The sequence below is a fragment of the Selenomonas sp. ND2010 genome (assembly GCF_000702005.1).
Lineage (GTDB): Bacteria > Bacillota > Negativicutes > Selenomonadales > Selenomonadaceae > Selenomonas_A.
On record NZ_JNKI01000010.1, the window covers coordinates 1 to 21,180 of the forward strand.

1 protein-coding gene and 1 rRNA gene are annotated in these 21,180 nt (G+C 49.7%); both read right to left on the bottom strand.

Annotation, left to right across the window (positions count from 1 at the left end; translation table 11 throughout):
- Window positions 1-122, bottom strand: a 16S ribosomal RNA gene (locus tag T504_RS0104865); the annotation flags it as partial.
- A 475-nt stretch (window positions 123-597) separates the two neighbouring features.
- Window positions 598-21,078, bottom strand: a complete 20,481-nt coding sequence (locus T504_RS0104870; RefSeq protein ID WP_033169946.1) for a leukotoxin LktA family filamentous adhesin — start codon at window positions 21,076-21,078, stop codon at window positions 598-600.
- Between the last annotated feature and the right edge of the window lie 102 nt (window positions 21,079-21,180).

Sequence of the window (21,180 nt, forward strand, 5' to 3'; positions counted from 1 at the left end):
CGCGTTACTCACCCGTTTGCCACTCGGTTCTCAAAAGCAAGCTTTCAATCACCTCGTTCGACTTGCATGTGTTAAGCACGCCGCCAGCGTTCGTCCTGAGCCAGGATCAAACTCTCCAATAAATTATATTGAAGAACTCAATCAAGCTCTCAATTATCTTTAAAAGAAATTGCCGATTGCTATGTTGTTCATACCAATCGATGTTTTATTTATGAAACCGAAGTTTCATCTTAACATCTGGCTTAAATCATGTTGCATGATTTCATTTTACATTGTTTAGTTTTCAGAGAACAATCTCTGTCGCTCATTTCAGCGACTCATTTATTATATCGCATCGATTTGTTTCTGTCAAGAACTTTTTTAAATTCTTTTTTTGAAGCATTTTGGTGAAAACAGCCACAACCACTTGCCAATCAAGGCTTGGTGTCGTTTTTGTTCCCGCCGTATCTCTCAGCGACTTGTACTATGATACACGCTCTTTTATCTTTTGTCAACACTTTTTGCAAAAAAATAGTGAGACGCTTTTCAGCGCCTCACCATTCTATTCTTTGCTATCTCCCTTTCTTGATACAGCATCGTTCCGCTTCGGAATATCTTTTATGTGTTTTCCCCTCCTTCTGCTAAGTCGTTTGTTTCCGTATCAACGGTAATCAACGGCTTTCTCTCCTGGGCATCATAGCCTGAAATCCCATACTGATAAATCAGTTTTCCTATCTGTTTTGCCTGCATGAACCGATTGATATCCGGCATTGGCTCCTGATAGAAGCCTGGAAGTGTCAAACGCTCTTCCATCATATCGACTACACTCAACGTATCGCCATGGAGCCGCGAGCCTTGTGCCTTCCGAATGAGTATTGCACCCTTCGTGCTGATTGTGCCATCAGCGGACAATCCGTAAGTACGCGTTTTGCTGTTTGCCCAGCCAGAGTTGTTCCAATAAACGACCCGTTCTCCATCGTGCGTCGGCGTACGGCCGTAAATTGCCATGCTCGTACGCGGATTATCAATATGGAGCTTATCATATACCAAGGCATCCCGAACGGAGTAATCCCCCTGGCCGACATGGATCTCACCAGTTCCTGCTACCCAAAGATTATCTGTATAGGTACCAGTATCCGAACGCACATCACCCACGCGGACATTGCCCGCAATGAGCTTATCTTCGCTGCCAGCAAAGTTCATATGCAATGCTCCGTTGCCAGCACTTTTTGCCACCGAATCGACATCGATATAATTACCACTCAGCATTACATCCGGCTCTGCACCAGAATTAGCCGCAGCTTCAATCGTACCGATATGCGAGGCTTCCGTATTATCGCCCTGCAGCAACAGGACTCCTTTCCCTTGTGCCATATCCAGATACAAATCACCTTTCTTGAGCTGCACATAAACAATCTCGTCAGCCTTTAAGTCACCAGCATGAATCTCGCCTTCAACAGCACTGGACAATACAATATTGCCACCAGCTGTTCCCTTCTCAATCGTGATATTGCCCGTATCGGTATGCGCAACGATATCTCCCGCAACATCAGCCGCAATATCGAAACTGATGTTGCCCTGGTTTTCTGTTGCTACGATCAGACCAGAACCTGCCTCCAATCGATCCGTAACCCGCAAATCACCGTTTACGGTTTGCAAATCCACATCCTGACCGGCAATGAGCCTGCCATGCTGATCCAGAATGATATTTTGGGCTTTTTCATCATAGCTGGATGAAGCTGCCCGGATAACAGCATTTCCCGTAACCGCATGTGTCTTGCCGTAAATATAGGCATTTCCGATACCTGCCGTAAGTGCAATATCCTTATTCGCCGTTATCGTATCGACATCCGGACCATTATCGCCGATCAAGATGCTGCCTACACCGGTCACACCTGTAATATTACCGGATTTTGCATAAAGTGTCTGCATGGTCTTCTCATTCTTACCAATACGGATATCACCATTAAGCGTTTCCATATTGATATCACCGATAGCAGAGGAAACGGTCTTACCGATAACGATATCACCATTTTCTGCATAGAGATTCAAATTACGGTTAGCAGCCACATCGGTGTCGAAATACACACCACCCTGTCCGAGAGCATTCGCCGTAAGATCCGTACCAGCCTGCACCCGATCCGATACATGCATATCGCCATTTTGCGTCGTAATTGACGTTGCCAAACCAGAAATCAACTTACCATTTTGATCGATGATAAAGTTCTTACCATCCTCCCCCATCGTATAAGATTCCGACGCTGCAGCCAAGGTAATATTGCCATTGGCCGAAGTCTTGCCATGCACTTTTATTGCGCCAATATCGGCAGACATTTCGATATCTTTGGCCGCCGTGATGGTATCGACATCAACGCCGTTATTGCCAATATCGATACTGCCAACACCAGTCGCAGCATAAATACTGCCATTTGCAGCGTAGACGGTATGCTCCGTTTTCTCATTTTTGCCGATACGGATATCGCCGACCTGGGTTTCTACATGGATATTACCATCTTTCGACGAAACGGTCTTGCCAATTTCAATGGAGCCATTTTCCGTATACAACATAAGGTCTTTATCTGCTTCCACATCACTGTCAAAGAAGATATCTCCCTGTGCTTCAGTCTTGGCGGTAAGCGTCTCACCTGCGTGCAGTCTATCCGACACATGCATATCGCCATTTTGCGTTATTACCGTAAGGTTCTTGCCGCTTTCAATCTCGCCATTTTGATCAATGATGAAATTCCTGCCGTCTTCGCCAGCTTGATAAGCTTCCGATACGGCTTTCATATCGACATCGCCTCCGGCCAGCGTCTTGCCATGTACCAAAATATTGCCGTAAGCCTTCATATCGACATCGGTTCCGGCCACAATAGTATTGACACCTGCGCCATTGTTGCCAACATCGATATTGCCATTTTCCGCACGAATCACAGCATTTCCCATCGTTGCCTTGATATTTTCCTTAGCTTGCACACCCGTGCCTACCTGCACATCTCCTTTCTTCACCGTAAGCAAGACATCACCAGCATCTGACGTAATCGTTCTGCCTACTATAATATTCCCATCTTTAACCAGCATGTTCACATCACTGCCAGCTGTGACATCGCGACCGATTTCGATATTCCCGTGATCAGCCGTAATTGTCAATTGACGATTGACCGCAACATCGGTATCAAAGTAGATACTTCCCTGCTCCTTGGCTGCTGCCAACAGGTCCGTCCCGGCCTGAAGCCGATCTGTTACATGTATATCGCCATTGTTCGTGGTAATGGTCATCGCCTGCCCGGAAAGCAGCTGCCCATTTTGATCGAACAACAAATTCCGGCCATCTTCACCTGCTGTATAGGTTTCCGATTTGACATCTACCCGTACGTCATTGCCTGCACTTGTCTTGCCATGGACGGTAATGGTACCAGCCAGTGTTTGCAAGTCAACATCTTTTGCCGACGATATCGTTGCCACCTTCGGGCCACTGTTACCGATATCGATGTTGCCGCTGCCGGCATGAACATAGATTGAACCGGTATCGGTCTTTAAATTTTCCTTCGCATCCGCATGAGAGCCCACACGGATATCACCAGTCGTCGTCGTCAACCAGATATCACCATCTGTCGACCTTACCGCCTCACCGATATCTATCACGCCATCTTCTACCTGCAGTTTGGCCTGCTTGTTGGCAGCAACCACTGCACCAACACGAAGGGTTCCCTCTTGAACGCTCATATTGATATCATTACCAGACGTCAGATTCCTGCCAACATTGAGGATTCCCTTATCAACCGTTAAATCAATATCGCGATTTGCCACAACATCGGTATCAAAATACATATTGCCCTGCTGCTTGACCTCAGCCTTGATATCCTGTCCGGAATGCAAGAGATCCGAAACATGCAGGTCCCCATTGGTCATTGTCAAATCGATATCTTTTCCGGCAATAAGCTGTCCGTTCTGATCGATATGGAAAGACGTACTGCCTTCCGTATATTCAGCAGCTGCTGTCGCCATTTCGACATTGCCCGTATCTGCCATTGTCCGGCCATGTACATCAATCGCCCCCAGTCCCGTAGTGACTTCTACATTTCCTTTCGCATATATCGTATTTACATCCGGGCCATTATCACCGATATCAATATCGCCCACACCTGCACGGATCAAAACATCCCCAGCTGACGATTCAATAGTACTTCCGACTCGAATCGAACCATTACCAGAATGTAGATTTACATCTTCCACAGCCTTGATATTCCGGCCTACATCGATACCACCATTGTCCACGGTCAGGGCAAAACCACCGTTAGACTCTACATCTGTGTCAAAATAAATACTTCCCTGTTTTTTAATGGTTACATTCAAATCCCGTTCTGCATGAATCTTGTCGGTAATATGGATATCGCCATTCGTCGCTTCAATATCCAAATCCCTGCCTGATTCCAGGGCTCCATTCTGCGCAATAATAATATTCATACCAGAAATACCAGCCGTATACATATCAGACGCAGCTGCCATCGAGATATCGCCTTCATCGGTTACCGTGCGTCCATATACCTTCACAGCACCACTATCAGACCGAAGGCCGATGTTCTGTTTGGCAAAAATCGTATCAACCGTAGAACCATTATCGCCGATAATGATATCGCCTTTGCCCGTATGAACCTCCACACTTCCGGTGGTGGCATAGAGATTTTGCCGCAATTTATCGGATATACCGATTATGATATTCCCCGTCCCAGCAACAAGCGATACATCTCCTGTTACCGAACCCAACGTCTTGCCTACTCTTATATAGCCATTTTCCGTTTGCAGGTCAACATTTCCCTTGGCGCTGACATGTTCTACCACATCAATATCGCCCACTTCTGTCGTTGCCAGCAAATTGCCATTAACCACTACATTATCACAGAAATACAAACCGCCAGATTTATCGACATCTATGGTCAAATTCTTTCCTACCTGAATACTGTCCGTGACAAACATATCACCATTTTCCAGATGCAATAGCATATCATCGCCAGAAATGATCTTACCGAAACCAGCGACAAGCAAGCTGGAGCTATCTTCGCCTTCCTGATATTCTCCTGCTGGCAAAGCAGCATGAAGGTTCAGTACCCCTTCTTTAGCCTGGACCGTCCCCAGTATATTGATGTAACCTGCCATAGCATCCAACACAATATTATCATTTGCGATAATCCCCAAACCATCGCGGTCGTTGACCCCCATCGTAAGATTGCCCTGTTGCGACACGATGCTGACATCCCCCTGGATAGCCTGAACCGTATCCAGTACAGAAATATCACCATTATTGGTATAAAGCGTTATATCTCCTTGCCTTGATACAATATTCTTGCAAATCGTGATATCCCCGCTTTCCGTCGTTCCAAGGACATCGCCCGTAACTACGACATCTTTACCGAAGTTAATTGCTCCCTGCCCTTCAATATCAGCAACAAAACCTGTCTTGGCTATTAAATCATCGGTAACAAATATATCACCATTTCTTCCCTTCAACGTTAACGAGCCACCAGCAACAACTTTGCCCTGATTATTGATGACAAAGACACTATCCTCTTCACCACTGGTATACACATCACGTCCGGCCATCAGCGATACATTGCCATTTTGTGCTTCGGTCTTACCATTGATGTACATAACACCATCCGGCGTCTCAATACTGACATCCTTATACGCCACTACCGCATCATCATCATTGGTAGCATCTCCCAAAACTATATTACCTTTTTTCGTACTCGCATAAATATCCCCTGTGACAGAATTCAGCCGATCATAAACCATGACGCTGCCGTTATTTGCCGTTAGTTCAATATCCTTCTGTGCCTTGATATTTCCACTAACAGCAATTTCCCCAACATCAGTTTTAACATCTACCGAGCCTGTCTCAGAAAGCACCCTCGCCTGTAACGTAATATTACCAACAGCCTCACGCTCGTCAGCAGCACGTTCAATCATAAAGCTGACATCTCCACCGGCTTCGATTTTCGTCATATCCGAAAGAGAACCAACTTTCAAATCCACTGGATTGATGTCATCAGCCATAACATAGGCGCTAATATCACGCCCCGCGTGAATATCTCCAAAAATCGCCAACGTTGTATCCAAAGTCGCCAATCGAACGTCTCTACCCGCATCAAGCGTATAACCCTTTTCTGATAAATCAGCAATAACCAGTCCATCCTGGCTAAAAACGAAAATATCATCTGCCGCTTTCAAGGTACCTAATCCCAGTATAGCAGCAGCCGACAGACTGATATTGCCTTCTGCACCATCCCTTCCATTCGCCTGTAAATTGCCGTAAAGCATCAAATTCCCGTCCCGAACATTTACATCGATCGTACCATTTACAGGATTCTCAATACCAACACTCGTAGTATTTTCGCTCGTCTGCAACAAAATATCGCCATTGATGACCGGCTGTCCTGTTCTAGCTATTGCCTCAAAAATGCCGAAACTATTATTGGGACTCTGTAAATCAACACTGCCCCCAACCATAGCCCCTACACTTGTGCTGCTTATGCTGCCGATATTTTGCACAACACTGCCGCCAGCATGGAACTTCAGCACATGGTTAATCGTACTCCAATACCCATCACTGGGCGGCAAATCATCCGAATGATCCTCGGGAAGCGTAATCCACCCATTTAACTCTATATCCTTGGCAGCAGTGAGTGATACTTCTTTGCCAGCCGTAATATGACCATTTTTTTCATCTTGACCCACGAATAGATGGCCTTGACTCTCTGCACCCAAGTGATTGATTACATCAATATTGCCTAACGTAAGCGTACCATCTGTAATCTCAGAATTATTCATCCCCTTGATATAGGCATCCGATGCCGTAAGGTTTACCACTGCACGGTTATTCAGGATCCGCAATGGTTGTACGGCCGTACCAATGATTCCATCATCATTTGCCAACACCAATGTCTTACCTGCATTGATATACGATTCCGCAATTTCACTATTGGCATCGCTCATGAGGTAGCCGGCTGGTGATGACAACGAAATCGTATCCGCAGCATACATAGCCCCCAAAGTCAATTCCTTTTGGCTATCCATATTCTTAATATAGATGTCCTTATCAGCTTTGGCCGACACTAAATCACCAGAAAGCTTTACGGTAAGCGGATTATCTGCTTTGCCGATGCTGACAGTCGGCACTTCATCGCCAGCAATAGCCGAAAGCTCGAGATTTCCCGCGATGATATGAGCGTCCGGCGCATCCAACCTGCCCCAGATACTCTGAGCAGCTGCCAGGCGCAGATTTCCCGTACCAGTATCCACTTTTCCAAGCTGCATAGCCGAGTAATTGCCCTGGTCATTTGTGCGCCCTGACACGAAGGTATTGCCAGCCGCCTTGACATTCAATTCTCCTTTTGCATAAACCCCTAACGGAATAGCGGCTTTGACCGAAAAGGCCGTAATATTCCCATCGTCATCCTTGATTACCGACACATCCGAGGCGTTGGACCGAAGCAGCGTCCGCAGTTTCGCATAATCCTTTGCGATGTCTTCTACCTTGATGATGGTGGCATTTGCTTCATTCTTACCGATGCCGCTATACGCCGTAAGCGTTACCTTATCCCCAACGATATTGGCAGCTTTTTCCGCTACGCTGCCACCCGTACCATTGACCAAATTGTCTGCTACGGCATAGAGCATCATATCTTTCGTCCAACGGAACTTCGGCTGCTCTGCCTGAGTACGCAAGGACTGATAAACCATATCATGAGCCAGGAATTCTTCTGCCGTCGCATACTTCTGGTATCTAGCCAGCGTGCTGTCCTTCATGAAGGCATCAGCCGTCGCATAACCATCATAGCTATGGTACTTGCCAAACTGAACGGCATAATCCGCATACGCCTTATCGCCGGATTTTATAAGTGCTGCCAGCTGTTCCACCGACATCGCGTCGTATTTTGCTTTTAAGGAAAGATAATTTTGATAATCTGCACTCTGGTAGATGGCCTGCGCTGCAGTCAACTGACTGTCATACTCCTGTTGCAATTTTTCTTTATCCGTTGCATAGGACGCATAGGCATTTTCGACCTCTGTCCGATAGCTTACCACATCTTTTTCGAGCTGCTCGATGTAAGCGCCTTTGTATTTATAACTTCCGTCCGGATTTTTCTCACCATCAATAAGGCCGGCATCAATCCAGCGTTTTACGAGTTCATCCGTACTATCATCTTTCTCTGTCGCCTCAGTCGGCAACATATCGACAAAGCCGCCCCCCTCAGCAGTGAGGACCACATCACCGGTTTTCGCCGTGATCTTGCCAACCATGAAGTCGCCACCGGCAACACTTTCCGTCAAATAGACCGAGCCAGCTGCCGAAGCATTGACCGCCGTGCTGTATGGATTCGTCCCATACAGGAAATCCGACGCCGCCAGTGTCAACGGCTGAGCAGCTGTCCCCAGGCTCCCATTCTCACTGACAAGCGAGATACCGCGGCCATAAAATGCCGTCGTCGTTCCCGACTGCGTGATATCTCCCTGCGCCTGCAAGGAAACGAGCCCCAGCGGTGCATCCTGCGCAAACGTATCCCCATCCAGGCTGGCCAATTTTTCAACCTTTACATTACCAGCAAGATTCAAGCCCTCAAGCTGACCACCATGTACGGTTATATCAATATTGCCCTTGCCATTGGATTGCGCAGACAAGTTCAGCATATCTGCTACCGTCGTTGCCTTGCCAGCATCATTTCTCGCCGTGACTTTGCCCAGCGTCGTCACATTGATGCCTGCAATATCGCCATGAGCCGCCAGACTCAGATTTTCCGTATAGATGCTGGTATCCCCTGCCTGCTTAATGGAACCTCCGTTGGCATTAATCGTGATTGGCGCCAGATTCGTCGCACTCTGGATCTTGCCAAGCAGATTCATATCGCCGCCGGTCGTCTGATCGTTCTTCAAGGTAATGCTGCCGTCTTTCGTCCCCAGAAGACCCAAGGAAATCTGCTTGCCGGCATCAATCGAGTACTGGTATGTCTGGATTGACCCCGTAGTCTTATCCCAACGGGTATAGTAATGGCGACGCCAGCCAAAGAGGCCGGATTTTTCCACCCAAGATTGGATATTATCACGGCTCTCGGAAACTTTCTTGCTGGCAGCCCGCAGATTCAACCCCGATTCTGTACCACCAACATTGCTGAGATAAGCCCCCTCTGGCAGATTATAACGCTGTGCATCTGCCGAAGATATCTTATGCGATTCCGTTTCCTGTCCTTTGATGGATTCCTGGTCGGTATAAGATGTATAAGCGCCCCACCAGCATTTGGACGTATCCGTCTGATAAGTAGTCTTCGATACGGTAGCGTTGCCAGTCGTCCAGCCATACTGCTGCCCTACGACATCATACACAAGATTATGATTATCGCTCAGTACCTGATCAGCCGCCGTTATTACCAAGGCATCCCCATACAGATCACTGCTGTCCTTATGCGTCTTTAGATAATTGGCATATCCCGTGATGCTGCGCGTTCTGCCATTGCTGTATTCCGTCCAGGTATCCTTAGCCGTATCGGCAATCGTAATACTGCCACTGCGAATGTTATTTATGACCTGACCAACATCCATGGATATATCCGAATGATTAAGGACCGAAATATCAGCCGCACCATCGGAAACGATAATCTTTCCGTTGCCCGTGCTTGCAATGCGGCCCGTCAGATAAACTTTGCCGCCCTGGGTATTGATATCTTCCACAATCAGGTGATTGGTCAGCGGATCATAATAAACTGGCACTTCATAGTAAAAAGCCTGCGCATCCGCATCATATTTCTGCCCGCCGTCATTTACCTTATACATCGTCCGGTTTTGCACAGTCACAGCCCGATCACGCGGCTGCTGTTTAGCAGCTGCGACATCAGCTGCCGACAATTCAGCCTTGTAATCCTTATAGCCACTCTGGATTGTGCCATTGACATTGATATACTCGGCAGCGATATAAACATCTTTACCGGCGATATACCCACTGGCCGCATTATCCTGCGTCGACTGCGGATTCTCAGCACGCGCACTTGCCACACTGTTCTCTGCCTCTATATCCAGCTGAACCTGTTTTTTCAAGTTTTCCGCTGCTTCGGCCAAATAGTTTTCCGGGTTCCCGTTGATGTGGACAATACCATCCGTATAGCCCTGATTGATGCTTCCCTTAGCAGTCAGGCGCACGGTCGTACCGTGAATGCCCGTCGGTTTCTCCTGCGTACCACCATCGATGATGATATCGCCAGCCGTATTATTGATGATCACTTCCCCAAGCGCATTTTCGAGTTTACCGGCAACTTCCACATCGTTGACCATAAAGATTCCCTTTGCCAGTTCCTGCTGATATTTTTCCGCCTGTTCTGTGACATCGATGGAAGGATCCTTCTGTCTCTCTTCCGCAAGCTTTTGCTGCAATTCCTGCTGTTGTTCCGGCGTCAGCGTCGTAATCGCACCACCGGAATACGTATTCTGGATTGAAAGCGGTGCTCCCGTACCACTGATCGTTCCATAGATTTGAGCAAAGTTAGCCGTCTGGAAAGTACCACTTTCTTTATTGATCGTATTGATAGCCTGATTGGCAGCTGCCAGCGTTGCTACCGGTACCACCGTATCATTAAAGGAAATCTTGCCTCCTTCTTCTCCCATGATGATATCATTGAGCTTCAAATAGGCATTGGAATTATTCGTGATACTTACCTGAGGCGCGCTGTTGGCTCTAAGGCTGCCGGTACCCGCCAGATAATTGGCCTTGACATTGATATTGCCGCCACTGACTTTTATGGCAGGAATTTCAACATAGCTTACCGGCTGTCCCGAAACCAGATAATTTCCTACTGTATATCCGCCCTCTACCGTTTCTTCACTATAAAGGTTGAGTGCCTTCATCTTCTCCTGGATCATATCACGTTCCTGGATATAACCAGCCAGCGCCGTTGTATCGCCACTGCTATACGCAGAGATAAGATTATTCAGTTCCACCAAACGCGCACCCAACGCATTGGCATAGTCAAAATCACCAGTCTTTATCCCCTGACGTACCCGTCTGTTTACATCATTGTCATCCGTATCGATGACAAGCCCATTGCTCAGTCCAGGAACAGCTTGTCCTCTTATCGTGATGTTGATAGGCGCAGCCGTACCGGCCAGCAGCGTGCCATCCACTTTCACTACATTGTGCTTCATGGATTCCGGTTTGCCCTTTTGGTCAATGGAGGACAAGAAGTCCATGCTCGTCGTGCTGCCGCCATTGACCCACGAAAACTTAGACGCATTATTGGCAGCATCTTCATTGCCACCCGTAGCCGTCGCATTGATATCCTGCGTCGAACGCACGAGCCCTGTTGCCGTGACATTTACCGTATTGTTATCGTTCAGCGCCGTCTTAGCAGAAAGCACCGTGATGGGAATAACAGTGTAGTTATAAGCTGCCGCCTTCGAATCCACTTTGAGATTCGAACGCTTGCCGAGAGCATCTGCCCCAGCGTAAAGATTGACGTCTTTGGCACTGGAAACCTGCCCCTTGACCGTCACGGTATTCGTGCGATTCATCGTAACGTTTGATGTCGATCCCATACCGGCAGCGACACCAGCATAAATAGTCGCCTCGGCCTGATTGTTCACTTTTTCGTTATCATAAGCAGACAGCGTAAGGCTGGCCTCCTGAGCCGCTTCCTCATTGCTGAGCACAGCACCTTCCTCGACCGTAATGGTATTATCAGCCGTAACGACAGCTTCGTTATCCACCACTGTCACGGCAATTGCACCGCCGCCCTTCGCATTGGATTGCTGCGTAAGGTCATTATCCGTGCTGGCGACATACTGCTGCCCATCACGCGTCACGATCTTGGCGTTTTTCCCGATCAGGACTTTGCCCGTCTGGTTGATCAGCAGATCACTCTCGAGCACGTTTCCCGCAATCGCGCCGCCGAAATAATCCTGCAGCGTGTAGGTCTCACCATCATAGGCAGCCGTCATCGCTGCATTGGCCGTGCCAATCGATACGCTGCCGGCCTGCAGCTTGCTGCCATCACGGACATCTGCATACACCTTGCTGTTGATATCATTTTTGGCAAACGTTCCGCCCATGCCAACAATGGCACCATGGCCTTCATGAGCCGTTAGCTTGCCGACATCTTTTTGTGCCGCCGTAAGGGAGAGCACATTATCGATCTTCCAGGCGCCACTCAATTCAGCGCGCACGGTGCTGTCTGTCTTATTATTGGCACTAGCACCAATGTAACCGCCAATACCGCCGCCGCCAGCCTGTGCATAGGAACGCCCCTCGTCCGACCCCTGTGCACGGATTGTCAATGCCTTCAGTTTCTTGGCTGTTTCTTTCCCTTCCAACGTCGCCGTGACATGTTCCTCGCCATCACTTTCCGCACGGCTGCTGCCGACGGCAATCGCACCAACTGTCACATCTTTGACATGCGCATCACGCGTCATATTCGTCATGCTGCTAAGCGTCAGCGTTGCAGTTTCCTTGAATTCTGCCTCTTTCGCGACCGTTACCTTCGAGGTTGCCTTCGTCTTGGCAATTGCGCTGTCAGGTGCCACAGCCACAGCCGAAATATTGCGTCCAACCGCATCGGTTTTGATAGTCGTTGTCTCAGCCTTGCCAACCTGCGTGCCAAAGTAAATATTGTCCGCATCAAATAGACCGCCATCAACCGTAACATCAGCCGTAAGATCCATATCGCCTAATCCACGCATGCGGCTGACTCCCAGGATGGACACCGTCGTATTGCCGGCATTTACCACGCCACTGTCACGCTGGTTCGCTGCAAAAGTCAAAGTACTGCCGGAAAAATGATTATTCTTGCCATTTATCGCAATCGCAGCTGCTCCTGCATCCGCAATCGTAGCATGGTTCACCGCTACTGCCGCACCGCCAGCGCCAACTCCTTGCGTATCTGCCAGGAGAGCTGCCTGTTTACTTGCTTCCGCGCGCACTTCACCCGTTGCCTGCAAATTATTTGTGCCCGTGAACGTAATCCCAGTATTGCTGCTTTCATCGACATTTGAAAATGACGTCAACACGTTTATGGCACCGCCACCGCCGCCCAGCAGTTTAGCGCTTGCCTTGCTGCTATCATCCGCCAGTATCGTAATCGTGCCAGCCTTGTTTTCCTCCGTACCAATGGCAGCACCAGACAATACCACATCTGTACTGCCCTTGTTCACAACACCAGAGTAACCAACGCCAACGCCAGCCATACCAGCCGTTACCGCCGTCGTATGCGATACAAGGCCGTCATGTTTCTGGCCCTGATTGGCAGCCAGCGTGATGTTTCTGCCAAGCAATGTTGCTCCACTGACTGTTACATCCGTATCATGTCTTGCCTTGATGATATTGCTGGTAGCTGCTGCCGAAGCCCCAGCGGCCATCGATATCGAAATTCCTTCCGAATCGATATCATTCTTATCCTTAGCCGTAAGCGAAAGCGTATTTCCTGCCGTAAGCACAGAGGACTGCTGTGCTATGGCATGCACACCGCCCTGATTACTGGCAACACTGGTATCGATTGTCTGATTCTGTAGCGTCAGCATCTTTTCTTTCTGTGTGGAATCCATGCCAAATAAGCCATCGCCTTCAAATTTTCCGACAGCATTTGAGGTGTCTACACTCTTCGTGATTGCTTTTTTCGTTTCAGCATCGGTTCCCATGCTGTTGCCATTTTCATCAGCAGCCCGCGAAAGCTGATTATCCGTAATGCCTTCATTGAGTGAGGTTGCAATGACATTTACCGTAACACCAAGGCCAGCACCACCATTGACGCCAGCTACCTGACCACCAGTATCCCGTACCGATTCTGCCGCCACGGAAATATCATTGCCAGCCGTCAGCCGGCTCCCTTCGACATTGGCATTGACGGCCGTATTATACGTATTCAATACCACGCTGACGCCAGTTCCCACGAGACCTGCCGACGATACCAGCCCCAGTGTATTGGCAAAGAGTTCATCCTTCGCTGCCACACCGATATTTCTCGCCGTAATCGTGCTGTTTTGTGCCGCTGCCGTCACCTTGTTCTCTATTTTGTTGATGGCAACATCACCGGCTACCGCTGCACCGATTCCCACTGCAATCGTGCCATTATAAAGCTCAGTATTCAAAACACTCTGGTTTTCGGCGGCAATATCAACATCGCGATTACTGGTAAGCGTGCTGTCTTTTACCATTGCCGATACCGTTGAACCATCTGTTACCAGCGATATGCCCGCACCGACACCAACAGCAGCCACGCCCCCCGAAATTGCTCCGGATATATTGCGCACATACTCTCGCGACTCATGACTAGCATTTACCCTTGTATCTCCATTTGTCGTAACGGTCATATTATCGATTGCTGCCGTCGTCTCACCATTTAAGATATGGCGTACTGTGCCGTTTCCGGCGGATACCGCTACCTTACCACCCGCAATCGCAGTTCCAATCGTAAGATTCGTCGTCGCCTGTTGCGAATCCGCTGCAACCGTAAGCTTCTGTGCCTTGAGTACCTTCTTGTCAGCCGATGACTTGACTTCCGCTTTCGTCTTGCGGTCAATCGTATTCCACGTACTACCCGATCCGACCGACACACCCACTAAACCGCCGCCAATCGAGGCCCCGACTGTGAACGAACCAAGATTCGTATAATCCGCAGCCTTTACGGCAGCATCGCCATACGACGAGCTTCCATCGTTCAATGCGGCATTGATGACCTGCGCATCCGTCCTGCCTCCGATAGTATTGACATTGACCGTACCAGCAAGGCCCACACCAGCACTGCCCGAAATCGCAATGCCAGCTGATGCCAGCGCCGATGCAATCGAATGCGTGGCCGAACTGTCAACGACGATTCCGGCAGCTTTTCCCTGCTGACGTCCATGGAAAAGCGACGAAGCTTTCCACATGGAACTATCACCAAAACCGGAAATCAACGCATCATCTGCCATACCGCCATGTACCGCAATCGCATCATCGGCTGCGTCACTCCCCTTCGCCGTTACCGTGCCTCCTTCGATTTTGGCCGTAGTATTGCCCGAAAGCTCATTAACGGCTACGGCTGCACCCACACCTACGTTACCGCCAGCCGCCAATCCCAACGCACCGGCATAGTTTGCCAGGCGTTCATCGCTTTTCGCGACGACACCAACATTGTTCGTGCTCGTAATAGCCGGATTCACGAGTTTAGCGGTAACATCATCGGACAAATAGTTATAGCTGGCGGAACCGCCAATCGATGCAGCTCCCATGACATTAGGCGCTGCCCCCGCACCGATAGACAGGATATCGCTATCCCCACTGCCGGTTACCGATATCCTGCCGGCATGAATCGTCTTTTGCGGAGAGGAGGAAATCTCAGCCGTCGTATCCTGGTCCAGTTTATTTATCGATAAACCAACGGCTGCATTGATTAGCGTGCTGATACCAACAGCCGCGGCAGAACCGACCGTCGTCACTTGGTGCTTGCTGTCTGCTGCCACTTCAAGGGAAGCACCATCCTCATCCAGTTTGCTGACCTTCGTATCGGCCAGACGTGCTATGGTATCTTTTGATGCTTCCGTCACAGCCGCTGCCCCCTGCAAATGGAAGGGATTGCTGCCAAATTGCACGCCAAAACCACCGGCAACCGTCACGAATTTTGACGTATCACTGGCTTTGACCGTAATCTTGCTATCTGCTATTGTCTCAATATCAGCATTCTGGATCTCAGCGCGCACTTTCTCCTTATCCGAGCTGCTACCCAAATCAGCATAGGCCACCGCACCGCCGACAGCCACTTTAGCACCGCCGACCATGATACCGCCAGCAACCGTCGTCTTTTTGGCCGTATCCGTAGCCGTAACCGACAGATTCTTGACCTTGGTCAACTTCTTGTTTGACGACTTCCCGTCAATGACACTTTCGGTATTATCACGGCCACGATTAAGTCCTACCGCACCATTGGCGGCAAAGGCTGCCGACTTGCCAGCAACGACATTGACACCACCGGCAATCGATAGTGCCTGACTGTCATTTTTGGCATCCAGCGTAACAACCGTACCTTCCGCTCCGCCTGTTACTTCGCTGCCGTACAAATAAGCTCCGGTTGTGTTATTCAGCGCATTATACGAGAGCGTAAGCCCGGCGGCAATGCCTTTCCCGGCTGCGATTTCACCAGCAATGCTCATAACATTGCTGTCATTTTGCGCCTTAGCACTGACTTCGCCAGCCGTCAACACAGCATTTTCGATAACGGCCTTGGTTTCCTGCCGCAAATCGTTCCAACTGCCAGACCCCGCACCATTGAACGTCTTGCCGCCAATCGCCACACCGGCACCTACCGAAAGGATATTCCCCATACTTGCCGCTTCGCCGTTTACCGTATCAGCCGTAATCGTTGCACCACTTACCTTGGACGTGATGAAATTATCAACATGATTATAGGAAATGCCAACACCAGCACCAGCACTTCCCCCCCAGCCGCCGGCAATGGCTGCCGTAACGGTCGTACTGCGATTGCTTCCCAGTTCTGCCTTAGCCTCATTTTCCTCATCGGCAGCTGCACCTGCGCCAGTATTTTCCGCGTCTGCAGCCGACCCCGTCGACGTATCCACATAGCTTGTCCCTGTCGTATCAACGCCAGCATCTTCCAGCTGTTTTTTATTCTCGTCATCTTCACTCTTACTGCCATCGTTTCCTGTGCTTTCCTTCCATTTATCCTTGATAAACTCAGCAGCATCCGCAAAGATTGACGTATTCTTTTTACCGGTTTCGCCAGCCTTTATATTTACCGCATTTGTATTTTTGACCGTCGTATCCGTCATCGTCGCACGTGTGCTATTTTCGATATCCCCATAGGCAAAAGCGCCTTCAAACGAATAGCCGCTATCCCCCGTCGCTGCCGTTCCCGCAGCAGCTCCCGTAAGCTGCGTCGTCCCTTTCTGCGCCGTGACGTCAACCTTTGAAAAATCAGACACTGTGCCTCTGATCATAGCACTTTCCAGCGTGTTATCGATATCACTGATTGCTACCGCGCCGCCCACGCCAACCTGTGTGCCATTGCCACCAGTTGCGCGGTTGAGATCAAGACCGCCCGTAATCTGGAAGTCTGTCGACTGAACGGTATTTTCCAACACGGCTTTATCTTTTCCCGTACCCGTCACCGTATTATCGATGAACAGCGCCCGCGAATCAATATCCAGCACGTTATGGTAGACGACACCGGCAACCGCTACATTCGTGCCATTCCCTACCGAAGAGGCAACTCCCATACCAGCTGCAAGGTTGATTCCCAGCCGCGAAGCCGAATTCTTTATCTCATCAGCGCCCGTTACCACTGTGTCCCGCATAACCGAACGATTTTCACGCACGGTATCCGTCAGCGCATAGGTACCGCCAATCCCCACTTTAGTGGCCGACTGCTGTCCATTCGGTTTGAGCGAATTCTTGACTGACGTACCGGCTGTTGTCATGGCTCCCACAAGATCGCTTGACGAAATTGCCAAGGCATGCGAGACTCCGTCGCCCTCCAGCGTAATATTGACATGGTCCACCAAAGCATTCGTACCACCATCGAGGAAATTGAGCGCAACACTTCCCTCAAGTCCGAAGCTCGTACTGGGCTTGGATGCTTTATCGCCTGCCGCCGGTGCCGCACTGCCATCGGGATCTGCCTTTTTGGCAGCCTTGTTGGCTGACTCCGTTGCTGTGTCCGCTGGCGGAGCTGGTGCATCGTCCGTCTTATCCTGCGCACTCTTTTCTGTCGTTTTATTGTTTTTCGCTGCGACAGTATCTTCTTCGAGCTCCGAAGATTTCTTGGCAGCATCCTTACTATCCGTTTCGCCTTTCTTGGACCAGAGCGTCCACTTTTCACTGTCCTTTTTCTCATCCTTGTTCTTGGCTGTGCTTTCCGAATTCTTCGCCGCTTTGCCATCAGCCTTCATCATGCCACTCGAAATCGCATGGATTGACACGCTGCCAGCTGAAATAGTCCCGCGCGCTCCGCCGTTCGTAGCATTTCCCAAAAGCTGCGCATCGTCGCCTAATCCAGCGCGCACTAAGGAAGCCCCCTGATACAAGGCTTTTGCTGCCTGCTGTTCATTGGTATCGCCTGCGGCAGGCTCCGTCAAACCGTTGCCATTATCCCCCACCATAGCCAAGGTATTTACCGTAAAATTGCTGATACCAACACCCAGACCAAAGGCATACTGACTACTGTTTTCCGTGCGTGCCGACGTATCGCCACTCACACTGTTGCTGCTAAGAGCGGTCAATTTGCCGGACTGGAGGCTTGCCTCATCATCCCATGACAAGAGACTATTGGCATCGCCATAACTGAGTGCCAACATCCCCGAAATGCCGACCTTTTCGCCCTTACCGGCATTCTTGACCTTATTTTCCACATTGATCGCATTATTCGACGTAAGGATAGTCATGACAGGCGCTTCAATAGACGCTTTGCGGCCGACAGCCAGAATTCCCTGGCTGTCCACGTGCTCAATCCCCACCGTGCCGCCAATGGCAACATTGCCATTCTCATCGGTTGCACCATAAGTACCGGCAGCATTCGTCGCAGCGCCAGCCCCCAGCGTCACCGTCAAACCTTTGACAGAAGCCCCTTCGCCAATAAGCGTACTCGCCGTGTTCTTGAGGGTATCGACACTTACCGTGCCGTCAATTGCCACCGATGCTTTTTTCTCAGCTGACGATTTGGTCGAAGCATCTGCCTGATAGCGCATAGCACTTTCCTTCGCGCTGTCACCCTCGCCATACTTTGCCGCTTCGATAGCTGCATTTGCCGTCAATGCTCCCGAAGCATCCAGTGTCGTTTTATGCGTTTCGTCACTTGCCAGCACGGTTTTCGCGGTATTGCTGATGCTGCTTACGAGCACGGCAGCTTCTACCTTGACTTTCGATGACGTCGAACCGCTATTCTTGACTTTTAAAGCGAAGCTATCCGCATCTTCACCGGCCAGCGTCTGCTTGGCAGCAAGATTCAATGCGCCATCCGGCGCATTGTCACCGCCCGCTGTCTGCGTCTTCAGCGTGATGCCCTTTGCAACCTTTACCGAAGCGTCATTGTTGCTGGAAACCACGCCAACGCTGACACCAGCCGCAAACGCCGTGCCATTTTTTACCGATTTCAGGGACTTATCCATGCCAGCCTTGGCATCCTTGCTCTTATCCCCCTCTGCCTTATCAGCCGAATCCTTGGCCAGCTTCTCGGGGTCTGCCGATTTGCTTTCACTCTTTTTCTCTGCATCCGATTTTGTCGCCTGATGCTCCGCAGATTTTTCTTGCTGCGCCGCCTGCTCATCTTTAGCCTTTTCTTCCTCGGTTGCCTTGGCTGTCGCTTTCTTTTTATCAGACTTCGGCACCGCCAGCGTATTATCAATCGTAAGCTTGCTCTTGGAAATCTTATTCGTTGCAGCGATGTCGATAGCACCAGCCGTGATATTGCGGGCAATATCAGTCGTTGCCGCCGTATCGTAATTGACGACACCAACCGTCGTGCTGATATAGCTTGCGTCCTGCCCCTCCGCCTTGACGGAGACTGCCGTCTTGCTGTCGGTATCAGCCGAAATCACCGCTTTGCCATTCACTGCCGTAAAGTTTTTGTCCCCGGATAGTGCTACCTTGGCATCTGTATCCCCAGTCAGCACACCAACCCCTACGGCTGCCACACTCGCACTGCTGCCGCCGGCGGTAACTTCTAAGCTCGCATCCGTAGTAGCTTTGGCAGCGATTTTAATGCCATCGCTGCCCGTCGCATCAATAGCCCCCTTCACGTCAATATCCGCATTATTATAGATCCTTGTCACACCCACAGCAACTACCGGCATGCTCGAACCAGAATTCACCGTACTGCCGCTGCTATCCGTATTCTTCTTTTCCTCCGAGGTCTTGTCTGCCTCTTTTTTCATATCGGCTTTCGGCACAGCAATCGACTGCTTGATCTTGACGTCAGACTTGGCCGCAATGTCAACGCTCTTCGCCGTTATCGAGCCTGTATCACCGATTTTGACACTCGTCTTATTCGATTTCCCGGAATAATTTACATAGAGATACTTATTGGCAGCCGCTTCTTTGTCCGCCAACTTATCCGTCAATTTATTGAGCATTTCGTTTTCGCCCAGCACGATGCCCTTGATCGTATCAGTCAAGGTCATGGGCGTGCTGTCTTCTATACTGCTCGTACTCTCAGCCGAGATTTTAACGCTGCTATCTGACACCAAGCTGCCATCTACCGTGACTGCTGCCGTAAGATCAGTGGATCGCTCTCCCCACCGGATGCGTCTTGCCTTATCGCCATCTTTATCCGAAACCTTTGATTCCGTCTTGGCTGAAAGCACAATATCGCCACTTTCCGTGACAGTTGCCGTAAGGTCACCGCCCAGCCCTGCCGAATGGCTGCCAGTATTTACCAGCGACGAAAAATCGATCTGCTTGACGCTTTGCAGTTTGGCACCACTGCCGATATTGATGATGCCACCACCTAACAGAATGCCTTCCGTTGTATTGATACGACCGTCAACCGTCAACTTGCCCGCATTGTTATAGGGTGCATTTTTTATCGCATCCAACGTGATGCCGCCAGCCTCGCCTTCATAGAGCTTGCGGAAATCTTCACTATTCATGACCAGCCCGGTAAACTGCCCTGCATTGATGACACCACTTGCACCAACAGCGATACCATTCGGGCTCAAAAACAACAGATGACCACCGATCTTGCCGCCACGAATGGCATTGACCGTACCATTGATATCTATTTTTGCATTGACAAAGTTTGCGAGCGTCGATACATCCGCACCGCCATTTTTGCGAAAAAACAGATTGGCAATATCGCCAGCCGTCAGATTGAATTTCTGATAGCGGCTGATAGCCAAATCCCCATTGATATCCTGCGCATAGATATTGTGAACGCCAGAACCACTCGCCACATTCGCTCCGTCTTTCGTGATGATTTCCGAAGCTTCGGCCTGTTGCGGAAGTGTCAGCCCCATTGCCATCGTCAAGGACAGCAGGACGCTCCGCCGTAAATTCTTCTCCTGACGCTGCCGTCTCTCCCGACGTGATAAAAAGAGTCCCCTTTGTTCGCCTCCTGCGGCTTCCTTAGCGTAAAACATAACGGTAACCTCCTATGCTTCCGTACATATTCTATCAATCAGAGCTGTTTCTTTCCGTCATCTCATCGTTTCTACCAGCAAAGCATCTTCACGTTTTCCTAT

Coding starts and splice junctions, on each gene's coding strand:
- T504_RS0104870 (WP_033169946.1), bottom strand. CDS start 21,078: ATGTTTTACGCTAAGGAAGCCGCAGGAGGCGAACAAAGGGGACTCTTT.